We start from the raw sequence: 12787 nt of genomic DNA, 5'->3' as shown, positions 1-12787 counted from the left end.
AACCGCAGCGCAAGGATAGGAGCGGAATTTCCTGACAACTGGATTTATCAGCCCAATCTTAACCCTTCGCGCCGCATCTTGATGTCGGGAAACACGGGAATGAGGCAGCCATGCACGGGCTTATCAACCGCAGCATTCAGAATTTCGTTTGCGACAGCTACGGACCAGCCAACTGGGCCGAGGCCGCGCGTTTGGCCGGGTTGGAGTTCACAGAGTTCGAGGCCATGCTGAGCTATCCGGACACTATCACGCCCGCCGTGCTGGACGCGGTCTGCGACGTGTTGGACCGCCCCCGGGAGGAGGTCCTGGAAGATGTCGGCACCTATCTCGTGTCGCATCCGACCTATGAGGCCGTGCGGCGACTGCTGCGCTTTGGCGGGGTGAACTTTAGCGATTTTCTACATTCATTGGATGATCTGCCAGCGAGAGCGCGCTTGGCCCTTGCGGACCTAGAACTGCCGGGGATCGAGTTGCGAGAGCATGCCGATGGACAGTTCTCCTTGCTTTGCGAGGCACCGGTCGCGGGTTATGGCCATCTGATGATGGGGGTATTGCGGGTGATGGCGGATGACTATGGCGCCCTTGTGTTGCTGGATCACACAGGCAGCGCGGGCGGGGTTGAGACGTTGACGATCATGGTCGTGGAGGCGGACTATTCCGCCGGTCGCAGCTTCGATCTGGGGGCGCGGGCATGACGGACCTGCTCGAAAACGCCGCCGTGCTCGATGTGCTCTGCCCGATGCATCTGGTGCTGACGCCCACCGGCCATATCCACCACGCGGGGCCGACGATCCAGAAGTTGCGCCCTGACACCCCACTGGCCGGGCAACGGTTTCTCGAAGCCTTCGCGGTCAAACGCCCCCGAACGATCCGAGGCATGGACGACCTGCGCCGCGCCGCGGATATCAAACTGCATCTGGAATTTCACGACGCGCCGCGGACCGAGTTCAAAGGCGTGCTTGTGCCCTTGCCGGATGGCCGGATGATCGTGAACCTGTCCTTCGGCATTTCGATCCTCGATGGGGTGCGGGACTATTCGCTGACCAACGCCGATTTCGCCGCTACCGACCTTGCGATTGAAATGCTTTATCTGATGGAGGCCAAGACAGCCGCGATGGAAGCCTCGCGGCGGTTGAACCTGCGCCTGCAGGGCGCGAAAATTGCAGCAGAGGAACAGGCTTTCACCGACACGCTCACCGGGCTGAAGAACCGGCGGGCACTAAATACGGTGCTGGAGCGTCTTATCGCGACGCGCGAAGCTTTCGCAGTTATGCATATCGATCTCGATTACTTCAAAGCGGTGAATGACACGCTGGGCCACGCGGCTGGGGACCATGTCTTGCAAGTGGTGGCCCGCGCCATGGTCGAAGAAACCCGCCGCACGGATATGGTCGCGCGGGTTGGCGGGGATGAATTTACCGTCGTCTTGCAGGACGTGAACAGCGACGACGTTCTGCGCCGGGTTGGGCAGCGGATCATCAACCGTTTGGAAGAGCCGATCCAATTCGACGGCGAGGTCTGCAAAATCTCCGCCAGTATCGGCACGGTGTGGATACAGGGCGGGCAAAAGCTCACCATGGAAAACATCCTCGCTGACGCAGATGTGGCGCTTTATGCCTCCAAACACGCAGGGCGGGCCTGTCAGACATTCTACACACCCGATCTGCGCGATGCGCCGGCCAATGGCACCCCGCCGCCCGGACGCGGCGTCGCCCGGGGGTAACCAGGGCACAGCGCATAGCAGTGGACCGCACAGGCGCCCTGTCGTATCAACCGAAGCATGAAGTCGCCCTCGCACCTGTTTCGCCGCCTGCGCCAACGCCTGCATGACGCCCGCCGTCGCAGACGCTTTGCGCGCGCGTTGACCCATCTGCACGGGCCCAAACAGTTAGACGTGGCTTCCGGTGACGTCGTGTTGATCGCGCTGGTGCGCAATGGTCGCTATTACCTTGATGCCTTCTTTGCCCACTATCGCGCGATGGGGGTGAAGCATTTCGTCTTCATCGACAATGGCTCGACCGACGGCACCATAGAGCGGATCAAAGCCGAGCCGGGCACCGTGATCGATCAGTGCGACCTGCCGCTCGCGCAGTATGAAGACCTGATCCGCCAGTACCCCGCCCAGACCTATGCGCAAAACCGCTGGTGTCTCTATGTCGATATGGACGAGATGCTGGATTTCGAAGGCCGTACGCGCATCGGCATCCAAGGCTTGGTGCAGTATCTCGAAGAGCAGGGCCATACCGCGCTCATGGCTCAGATGCTTGAGATGTTTCCCAAGGGCAGCCTCTCTGATGCGGCCGGGTTGAGCTACGAAGAGGTGCTGCGGGCATTCATCTACTTCGACATCAGCACCTTGCGAAAGCTGGACTATCACAGCGACCAAATCCCCTTTGCAGCGCTGCTTGCAAACAACCAATTGTCCGACGACGCGGTGCAGTTCATCTTTGGCGGCGTGCGCGGCAAGGTGTTTGGGGAGGACTGCTGCCTGACCAAACATCCGTTAATATTCAATGGGCCAAAGGTCACTCCTGCGCCGCACCCGCATCTGTCTTGCGGCGTAGAGGTTTCGGATGTGACGGCGGTGATCAAACATTATAAATTCGCCAACGACCCCGCCGCGCGGGATGCGGCGAGTCTCTCCGCGGGCGATCTGGCGCATGGCGAAGACGCGCGGCGTCTGGCGGTGGTGAGCCAGAACCCTGATGTCTCGCTCTTCTCCCTCGACGCACGGCGGTGGAACCGGGTCGAACTGCTTTATCGGGCAGGGTTTCTGGTGCCGTCCGAGCGCTACAGCGCCCATGTCGCGGCATGGCAGGCTGAGGGCGCGGCGTGAGCCTTGCCGCCGTTGTCATCGGTCGGAACGAGGGCCAGCGGCTGGAGCGCTGCTTGCAGTCGCTTAAAGGTAAAATTTCGCAAGTGATCTATGTGGACAGCGGCTCCACCGACGGCTCTCCCGATGCAGCCCGCCGCTTGGGGGCAGAAGTGGTGGCGCTGGACATGACGCGGCCCTTCACCGCCGCACGGGCGCGCAACGCGGGTGTCGCGGTGCTGGGGGACGGGATCACACTAGTGCAGTTCCTCGACGGCGATTGCATTTTGCGAGACGGTTGGCTCAAGGCCGCACAGGCGCATCTTAAAGCCCATCCAAAGGTCGCTGTGGTCTGCGGCCGGCGGCGGGAGGAGCAGCCTGAGACCTCAATCTACAACACTTTGATCGATCAGGAATGGGACACGCCCGCAGGCGAAGCGCTGGCCTGCGGGGGCGACGCGCTGATGCGGCTCGCGGCACTGCAGGAGGTCGGCGGCTATCGCGACGATCTGATCGCGGGGGAAGAGCCGGAGCTTTGCCAAAGGCTGCGGCGTGCAGGCTGGCAAATCTGGCGACTGGATGCCGAGATGACATGGCACGACGCGCAGATCACCCGCTTCGGTCAGTGGTGGCGGCGCAGTCTGCGGGCAGGGCACGCCTTTGCCGAGGGGGCTGCGCTCCATGGGAGGGGGCCGGATAAGCACTGGGTGGCCGAAACCCGGCGTACGCTGCTTTGGGGGGCGCTGTTGCCAGCGGTGATCGTTCTGTTGGCCTTCCTTTGGCCGCTCGCGGCGCTGCTCTTGCTCTTGATCTATCCGCTGCAACTCGCGCGGCTGGCGAGACGGGGTGGGCTTAATTGGGCTTTTTTCACTTTGCTCGGTAAGTTCCCCGAGGCTTTGGGCGCACTTAAATACCACCTGCGACGTGACGGTCGGATCATCGAATACCGTTAGCGCCGCGCGCGCAGGGCATCGCGTGTCAGTCCCGGCAGGATGGCAAAGCAACGCGCATAACGTGGGACCATGCGGGCGGGACTTTGTAACGCGCGCCAGAGCCATTCGAGCGCCAGCATCCGCATCCACTTCGGCGCCCGGCGCTGCCGTCCGGCCAGAAAATCCAGCCCGGCGCCGATGGAAGCAAAACCGACCTCAGGCGCGACCACCCGTCCGCGTGCAGCAAGCCGTTCCTGTTTCGGCGCGCCGAGGGCCAGAAAACACAGGCGCGCACCGCTTTCAGCAATGGCGCGAAGGGCGGCGTCGGCTTCGAGGCTGTCGGGGTCGAACCCCATCGGTGGAGCGGCTTGGTGGCAGATGATTAGCCCCGGGACGCGGGCCACCAGCGCCTTTGCCGCGCCGTCGAGGGCGTCCGCATCGCTGCCATACAGAGCCACCGGCACGGACAGTTCGGCGGCCATCTCGCATATTGGCAGAATCAGATCTGAGCCGGGCATCAGTTCTACCGGCTGCCCGGCGAGTTGCGACAGCCAGACCACCGGGCGGCCGTCGGCGACCACGAGATCTTGCGCGGCATAGGCCGCGGCGAAGTCAGGTTCGCGTGGCAGTTTTGTCAGATGGTCGAGGTTCAGCGTGGCGAGGGCGAATCCTTGCTGCGCTGCAAGGCGATCACGCAGGGCGAGAAACAATGCTTCGCGGGTCGGCACGTTGACCACAACGGCGGCATCCCCTCGGCCAAACTTCATGCGTGGAAACGCTTGTGCAGAAGCGAGCCAGATGGCCGTAGCGGGGTCACCCGAGACCTCACCTTATTGATTTTATTGGCCATCTATCTGCCTTCTCAGCCCTGCGCCGTTCCATACCCTGAAACTAGCGGGATGACAGGGCGCAGGCCAGATGGTAATTTGCACCGCAATCCGCCCGAAAGACCGGGCGCAGTATCACGGGTGCCTCGCGCCTGCTCATGCAAGGACGTCATGCCAAATCCCGTCGCCTATCTGATGCTGCTGATCTGGCCCTTTATCTGTCTGGGGCTGTTTCGCAATCTGCCGCTGCAGCGGGCGCTGATCTGGTCGGTTCTCGGCGGCTACCTATTCTTACCGCCGCTGGCTGAGTTCAACCTGCCTCTGGTGCCTGCGCTCGACAAGGTCTCGATCCCGAACCTGAGCGTGCTGCTGATCCTCTGGCTGGGCACCAACGAAAAGCTGCGGCTCTGGCCTGCCTCGCGACTGGCGGCCTTGCTCGCCGTGGGGTTGGTCGTATCTGCAATCCCGACGGTGCTGACCAATGGCGACCCGATCCTGTTTCAAAGCTTGCGGGGTTATGAGCCGATCCTGTTTCCGGTCGACGCTTTGCCCGGGCTTTCCCTGCGCGACGTGGGCTCAGTCCTAATTGGGCAAATTCTGACGCTGGTGCCCTTCCTGCTGGCGCGGCAGTTTCTGGCGGACGAAAAAGGGCTGCGGGAATTGTTGCTGGCCTTTATGATCGGCGGGCTGGTCTACTCGCTGCCCTCGCTGTTTGAAATCCGCTTCTCGCCACAGTTGAACACTTGGATCTACGGGTTCTTCCAGCACTCCTTTGAACAAATGATGCGGGACGGGGGCTTTCGGCCAATCGTCTTTTTACCTCATGCGCTCTGGCTCGCACTTTTCATGTGTATCGCGCTTGTCTCAGCCTCGGCACTCGCACGGCAAACACCGGTCTTGGACCGTTGGAAAATGCTGCTTCTGGCGGGCTATCTCGCGCTGGTGCTCTATCTGTGCAAGAGCCTTGCCAGTCAGGCCTATGCGTTGCTGCTGGTGCCCATGGTGTTGCTCGCGCCCGCAGGTTGGCAAATCCGTCTGGCGGTGGCCTTTGCAACCGTAGCGGTGATCTATCCGATGCTGCGCAATGCAGGTGTCGTGCCGCTAGATGCGATCCTCGCACAGGCCGAAGCGGTCAGTGCCGAGCGAGCGCAGTCGTTGGGCTATCGGTTCCACAATGAAGAGTTGCTACTGGCCCGCGCGGCGGAAAAGCCGTGGTTTGGCTGGGGCGGCTGGGGGCGGAACTTGATCCGCGCTATGGACACAGGGCAAATTCTTTCGATCCCCGACGGGCGCTGGATCATCGTCTTCGGCACCTTTGGCTGGCTGGGATACCTGTGCGAGATGGGGCTGCTGGCGCTGCCCATCGTGCTGATCGGCCTACATCTGAAGAAACACGGCGACGCAGGCCTATCGCCTTGGGTGGCACCGCTGACCCTGGTCCTTGGCATTACGATGATGGATATGCTGCTGAATGCCACGCTCACGCCGCTGACATGGCTTAGCGCCGGAGCGATACTGGGGCATGCAGAACGGCTGGCGGCGCGTCGCCCGAGCTCGCGGTCGGATGTTGCAGGGCCGACTTTGTCAGGGTCAAAACGAACTGTGTTTTGATGGTTTCGGGCTAAGCACTTCTTCAAATACGACAAAAATTGAGCCTTTGGGCACAGTCACGGCTAATTTTCGCCAGATTCCCCTGTTGTAAACCGTCAACGGAACTACTTTGAAAACGAAAGGCGCATCGCTGCGGAAACCGCAGGAGATGGGACATTGTTGGCCGGATGAATAGCAACAAGTACAGTTTGTCGCGCGGTGACATTGCCATTGTAGGCATGTCCGTTGCCGTCCCCGGCGCGGAAGGGATCGACGCCTATTGGGCGAACCTGCGCGACGGCGTAAGCGCCCTCAAACGGCTGGATGAAGCGGCGTTGCTCGCCGCGGGCGAAAGTGCAGAGCGCATGGCCCGGCCAAACTATGTCCCCGTCGCCGCGGATATGCCCGGCTATGACATGTTCGACGCCGAGTTCTTCGGCTTCTCACCCAAAGACGCGGCGATCCTCGATCCGCAGCACCGCAAGTTCCTTGAGGTTGCTTGGGAAGCAATGGAGCAGGCCGGCCATCCGCCAGAGAGCATTCCCGGCCCGGTGGGCGTCTATGCCGGCTGCGGCATGGGGAGTTATTTCTATTTCAACATCTGCTCGAACCCCGATCTGGTCGACGACGTGGGCATGTTCCTGCTGCGCCACACCGGCAACGACAAGGATTTCCTGTCAACGCGGGTGAGCCATGTGTTCGACCTCAAGGGCCCGTCGATCAACTTGCAAACTGCCTGTTCTACTTCGCTCGTGGCCATCCACTATGCCGCTCAGGCGTTGCGCGCCGGTGAGGTTGATATGGCGCTGGCCGGGGGCGTGACCATCGAACTGCCGCAGGGCAGGGGCTATGAGTTCAAGGAGAACGAAATCCTGTCGCCGGACGGAGAATGCCACGCTTTTGACCACCGCGCGCAGGGCACTGTCTTTGGCTCCGGCGCGGGTGCTGTAGCATTGCGGCGGCTGGAGGATGCCATCGCCGACGGTGATCATATTTGGGCAGTCATCAAAGGGTCGGCGATCAACAACGACGGCGCGGCCAAAGCGGGCTATCTCGCGCCTTCGGTGGATGGTCAGACCGCCGCGATTGCAAGCGCGCTCGATGCCGCAGGCGTGGCGGCACAGAGCATTGGCATGGTCGAATGCCACGGCACCGGCACCTATCTGGGCGACCCGATTGAGGTCGCCGCCCTCACACAGGCCTACCGCGCCGAGACAAAGGCCCAAGATTTCTGCCGCATCGGGTCAGTCAAAACCAACATCGGGCATCTCGACACCGCAGCTGGTGTGGCCGGGCTGGCCAAGGCTGCGCTGTCGCTGCACCACCGCCAAATCCCGCCCTCGCTGGGCTATGAAGCGCCCAACCCGGCGATCCCGTTCGACGGCTCCCCCTTCCGCGTTAACGACAAGCTGCACGATTGGCCCGCGCAAAACACGCCCCGCCGGGCCGCGGTCAACGCGCTCGGGGTGGGCGGCACCAATGCGCATATGATCCTCGAAGAAGCCCCGGCGCGGGTGGCGTCCGAGGAAAGCGATTTTCCGTTTCAGGTGCTATGCCTCTCTGGCCAGAGCAAAGCCGCGCTGGAAGCCAACTGCGCCGCGCTGGCCGCCCACCTCCGCGCCCATCCCGAGCAGCCGCTCGCCGATGTGGCCTATACGTTGAAAGAAGGCCGCCGGGCGTTCGACAAACGCCGCGTCTTGGTGGCCGAGAGCCATGAAGAAGCCGCAGCCTTGCTGGAGAGCTGGGACAGTCGCCGGGTCTTTACCCATGACCACCTCGGCGAAAATCCCGACGTTGTGTTCATGTTCCCCGGCGGCGGGGCGCAATATGCCGATATGGCGCGCGACCTGTACGAGACCGAGCCGGTCTTTGCCGAATGGATGGACCGTGGGCTCGCGCATCTGGAACCGCAGCTTGACTATAACATCCGCGCGCTCTGGCTGCCTGAACCACAGGACCGCGCCGCGGCGGATGCGAAGCTGAAACAGCCCTCGGTGCAACTGCCGCTCATCATGATCGTGGAATACGCGCTGACGCAGTTATGGCTGTCTTGGGGTGTCAAACCTGCCGCGATGGTTGGGCATTCGATGGGCGAAAACGTCGCCGCCTGTATGGCCGGGGTGATGCGGTTTGAGGACTGCATCGATCTCGTGCTGCTGCGCGGACGGCTCTTTGATGAGGTGCCCGCAGGCGGGATGATCAGCATCTCTGCCACGCTGGGTCAGATCACGCCGCATCTTGGCCCCGACCTCGATATCGCAAGCGTTAACGGGCCGGAACTCATCGCCGTTTCCGGACCGGACACGGCGCTGGCGGCTTTGCAAGACCGATTGGATGCCGCCGAGATTGAGCACCAGCGCATCGCCATCGACATTGCCGCGCATTCGCGGATGCTGGACCCGATCCTTGGGCGCTATCGCCAGTTCCTTGCGGACCTTGATCTGCAGGCGCCGAACCTGCCTTTCGTTTCCAACCGTACCGGGGAGATGATCACGCCTGAGCTGGCCACCGACCCCGATTATTGGGTCGAGCAGTTGCGCCACACAGTGAACTTTGCCGATTGCATCACCCGGCTGGCCGAGGGCCGCAAACGCGTCTTCCTCGAAGTCGGCCCCGGCAAGGCGCTTTCCGCCTTAGCGCAGATGAACACCAACGTCGCGCCGCGGCAGGTGCTGTCTTCGCTGCGGCATCCCGATCAAGACATGGCCGATGACGCCTATTTCATCGGGGTGATCGGGCGGCTCTGGGCCTGCGGGGTCGAGGCTGACTGGACGCAGATCTGGGGTGAGGCGCGGCGCAACCGGGTGGTCTTGCCCACGTACCAGTTCCAGCGTGCACGCTATTTCATCGAGCCGGGCGAGGCCGCGCAAGCCAGCACCACGCCCGCCTTGCAGCGCGAAGACGACATCTCGAAATGGGGCGCGGTCCCGCATTGGCAGCCGCGCTATGCCGAGGTTGATACAACACTGACCGGTGCGTTGAACTGGCTCATTTTCGCGGATGCGGGCGGTATAGCTGCGGGTGCGATCACTGCGCTGCAGGCGGCCGGGCACAGCGTCGTGCAGGTCACTGCCGGGGATGGTTTCGCCAAGGTTTCGGACAGTCACTACACGCTTGCCGCAGAACAGGGGCGGCAGGGCTATGATCAGTTGATTGCCGCATTGGGTGAGGCGGGGCGATTGCCGGACCGCATCGCGCATTTCTGGCTCACTGACGATGTCAGCCCACCACGCCCCGGGTCCAGCCATTTCGACCGCAATGTCGAGCAGGGGTTCTGGAGCCTCACTTGGCTGGCGCAGGCCTTGGCGGATGTGGATCGCGAGGCGCCGCTGCATTTGAGCGTTTTCACCACCGGGGCGGTGCAGGTCCGCGACGAGGCGCTGCCGCATCCGGAAAAGGCAATAATTTCTGGTCCGGTTGGGGTCATGGCACGAGAACTGCCCGCGCTGACAGCCGCGCAGATTGACCTCGAGGTTTCGCCCCCCGTGGCGCAGGTAGGTTGGTTCTCAAAACCCACTGCAGGTACCGAGACGATCTCACCGGAGGATTTGCTTGACGAACTCTTGGCCCAGCCCGCAAACCTGCAGGTCGCCCATCGGGGCGGTCGGCGACATGAGCTTCGGTATCGGCCAGCAGAACTGCCGCAGGACGGTCTGCACGGCTGGAAAATCGGCGGCAGCTATCTGATCACTGGCGGCTTTGGCGGCATTGGCCTGACCCTTGCCGCAGACATTCTGGCAACCGAGGGCACGCGGGTCGTGCTGCTCAGCCGGGCTGCATTGCCGCCCCGCACGCAATGGGATGCCTATCTCGCCGACCACGGGCCCGCCGAGGCCACAGCACGTCGTATTCGCGCCGTGCAGCGGTTGGACGCGCTGGCGGCGCAAAACGGTGGCGCTGTCGAGGTCGCGCAGGCGGATGTGGCCAACCTCGCGCAGATGCGCCGCGTACTTGATGATTTGCAGACCCGCCACGGCGGTCTGACCGGGCTAATCCATGCCGCGGGCGTGCTGGATGATGCGCCGCTGCTGGCCAAGGGCGATGCGGCCATTGATGCGGTGCTGGCACCCAAGGTGCAGGGCTTGCGGGTACTTGACCAATTGCTGCCGGATGGCACGCTTGACCTGATGGTGCTCTTCTCCTCGACCTCCACCGCGACCCGCGCGGCGGGGCAGTTGGACTATGTGGCGGCGAATGCTTGGCTCAACGCCTTTGCCCAAGCGCGGCGCGGGGGCGAAACCCGCGTGGTGGCGGTGAACTGGGGTGTCTGGGCGGATGTGGGCATGGCCGCCGACAGCCTAAGCAACGGCGCTGCTGCGGTCTTGCCCGCGCGCCCGATCGACGCCGCGTTGCTGCGAGAAGCCGGGGCAAGCGAAGATGGCGCACCGATCTTTACCACTCAGATATCCGCGACAGATTGGCTCTTTGACGAACACCGCACCGCGGACGGGAGGGCGGTGATGCCCGGCACCGGCTATGTCGAATTGCTCGCCGAAGCGGCCAAGGCTCACGGGCTGGCAAGTTTCGCGCTCCAAGACCTCTATTTTCTGCGCCCTCTGCAATTGGGTGATCAAGCATCGGCGAGGCTCAGGATCACGCTGCGCCCGGAAGATACTGGCTTTGCCGCTGAGTTGCGGAGCGCTTGTGTGGTGAACGGCAAGGAGGCTTGGCAACTGCACGCCCAGGCACGGCTCGCCCCAATGCCCCAGCCTGCGGAAACCCTTAATCTTTCCGCCATCGCTGCCAACTGCCCTGCTGTTGAAGAATCCGCGCCGGGGGGCCGTTTGCGCGCGGTGCAGGAGGCGCATCTCGAATTCGGCCCGCGGTGGCATGTCTTGCGGCGCACGGCCCTAGGACAGGGCAGAGGATTGGCTGAGCTCCATCTGCCCGAGCCTGGGCACAGCGATCTCGCCGCGGGTCACCTGATGCACCCCGGCCTGATGGACATCGCGACCGGCTGGGCGATGAAACTGATCCCCGGCTACGGCGCGCGTCACCTCTGGGTGCCGCTGTCCTATGGCGAAGTGCGGTTCCATGCGCCTCTGCCCGCCGACATCCGCTCGCATGTCCAGCTGGTTACAGGCGACGCGGCAAGCGGCGCGGCCCGGTTTGACGTGACCATCTGTGACCCGCAGGGACGGGTGCTCGTCGAGGTGCGCGACTTTGCCATGCAACGGCTCGAAGGCGCGCTGGCTGATGTGCCACCGCCCGACGCGCGCGAGGTGGAGTTTGAGGCGAGCAAAGAGACACAAACTCTCAGCCCCGCTGAAGAACGTCTGGCCCGTATGGTGCGGCAAGGTATCCGCGCGCAGGAAGGACCCGAAGCGCTGCGTCGGGCACTGGCGCTGAATGTGCCGCAGGTGATGGTCTCTTCACTGCCGCTTGAGACTCTCATCGCACAGGCCGACGCACCTTTGAACGAGCCTAAGGCCGCGGGGCAGAGCTTTGAACGCCCTGACCTCGACGGTGATTTCACTGCGCCGCGCAATGCAATCGAAGAAAAGCTGGCCGAGATATGGTCAAACCTGCTCGGCATTAGCCCGGTCGGGGTTGAGGATAGCTTCTTTGACCTTGGAGGGCATTCGCTGATCGCTGTGCGCCTTTTTGCTGCGGTAAAGCGCGAGTTTAAAGTCGAGTTCCCGATCTCAGTGCTGTTCGAGGCGCCGACCATCGCCGATTGCGCAGCGCTCATCGCGGCGCGCCGGGGCGATCAGCCAAGCGACGGCGCGGCCCCCGATACCACCCAGCTTGCTGCCCGGCAATTCAGCTATCTGGTGCCGCTTAACCAATGCAAGACTGACGCCGCTCCGCTCTTTGTCGTGGCGGGCATGTTCGGCAACGTGTTGAACCTGCGCCATCTTGCGCTGCCCTTTAGCGATGAGCGACCGGTGGTTGGCATTCAGGCCCGCGGGCTTATTGGCGATGACGCGCCGCATGAAGATGTTGCCGCTGCCGCCGCCGATTATATCGATGAGGTTCGGGCGATGCAGCCCGAAGGGCCCTATCTGCTGGCTGGCTATTCCGGCGGGGGGATCACTGCCTATGAGATGGCACAACAACTCCGCGCGGCGGGCGAGGAAGTTGCCGTGCTGGCATTGCTCGATACGCCGTTGCCCGTGCGGCCTTCGCTTTCGCGTAAGGACAAGGCTTTGATCAAGCTCGCAGAACTGCGCGACAAAGGACCGGGCTATCTGGTCGAATGGGCGCGGAACCGTTGGGAATGGGAGCGCAGCCGCCGCGCGCCTCAGGTTGCCTCCGGTGAAGACACGGCTGCTGGTGTGGCCTTCAACAGTCTGCGCATTCAGTCAGCCTTTCTCCGCGCCGTTGGAAGCTATGAAACTCAACTCTGGGACGGGCCGATGACCCTGTTCCGCCCGCCACTTGACCGCCACTGGAAAGTATCGGACGGCTATTGGGTCAGCACCGAGCGAGAATATGTTTTCGAGGACAACGACTGGCGGCAATACGCGCCGAACCTGCAGGTGATCGAAGTGCCGGGAGACCATGTGAGCATGGTGCTCGCCCCCAGCGTCACGGTTCTAGCACAAGAATTGCGTGAGGTGATCGCGACGGCTTTGGCAGAGGGCACCCCCGCTGACATCCCACAGGCCACGGCGGCGGAGTGA

The 12787-nt window shown here is 62.8% G+C and carries 7 protein-coding genes; 6 read left to right on the top strand and 1 reads right to left on the bottom strand.

Annotated elements, in window-relative coordinates:
- The first annotated feature begins 110 nt into the window (after window positions 1-110).
- Genes BLS57_RS04785 through BLS57_RS04770 form a run of 4 tightly spaced genes read left to right on the top strand, consistent with a single transcriptional unit; the run spans window position 111 to window position 3765 of the window.
- Complete coding sequence (locus BLS57_RS04785) at window positions 111-695, top strand: heme NO-binding domain-containing protein (RefSeq protein WP_093739715.1); 585 nt, start codon at window positions 111-113, stop codon at window positions 693-695.
- Window positions 692-1723 (top strand): GGDEF domain-containing protein, encoded by a 1032-nt coding sequence (locus BLS57_RS04780; protein ID WP_208597517.1) that lies wholly within the window; start codon window positions 692-694, stop codon window positions 1721-1723. The genes BLS57_RS04785 and BLS57_RS04780 overlap by 4 nt, the downstream gene beginning before the upstream one ends.
- Window positions 1724-1780: 57 nt before the next feature.
- A complete protein-coding gene (locus BLS57_RS04775) occupies window positions 1781-2836 on the top strand; it encodes a glycosyltransferase family 2 protein (protein WP_093739713.1) in 1056 nt (351 codons plus the stop codon).
- The gene (locus BLS57_RS04770; protein ID WP_093739711.1) at window positions 2833-3765 is read left to right on the top strand and encodes a glycosyltransferase family 2 protein; all 933 of its coding nucleotides are present in this window, start codon (window positions 2833-2835) and stop codon (window positions 3763-3765) included. The genes BLS57_RS04775 and BLS57_RS04770 overlap by 4 nt, the downstream gene beginning before the upstream one ends.
- Here BLS57_RS04770 and BLS57_RS04765 read toward each other — a convergent pair.
- Window positions 3762-4511, bottom strand: coding sequence for a WecB/TagA/CpsF family glycosyltransferase (locus tag BLS57_RS04765; protein WP_093739709.1), 750 nt, complete (start codon window positions 4509-4511; stop codon window positions 3762-3764). The two genes, BLS57_RS04770 and BLS57_RS04765, sit on opposite strands and share 4 nt — an antisense overlap.
- 231 nt (window positions 4512-4742) lie before the next feature.
- Here BLS57_RS04765 and BLS57_RS04760 point away from each other — a divergent pair, with 231 nt between their 5' ends.
- Both BLS57_RS04760 and BLS57_RS04755 read left to right on the top strand, forming a co-directional pair.
- Window positions 4743-6182 carry a hypothetical protein gene (locus BLS57_RS04760; RefSeq protein WP_093739707.1) on the top strand — a complete coding sequence of 480 codons (1440 nt, stop codon included), beginning with the start codon at window positions 4743-4745 and terminating at the stop codon, window positions 6180-6182.
- Between the two features lie 167 nt (window positions 6183-6349).
- Entirely contained in the window at window positions 6350-12787 is a 6438-nt protein-coding gene (locus BLS57_RS04755) for a type I polyketide synthase (protein ID WP_093739705.1), read from the top strand.

Source organism: Sulfitobacter delicatus (assembly GCF_900102535.1).
Taxonomy (GTDB): Bacteria; Pseudomonadota; Alphaproteobacteria; order Rhodobacterales; family Rhodobacteraceae; genus Sulfitobacter; species Sulfitobacter delicatus.
The sequence above is the reverse complement of the archived record's forward strand: the minus strand, read 5'-3'. Positions and strand labels throughout refer to the sequence as shown.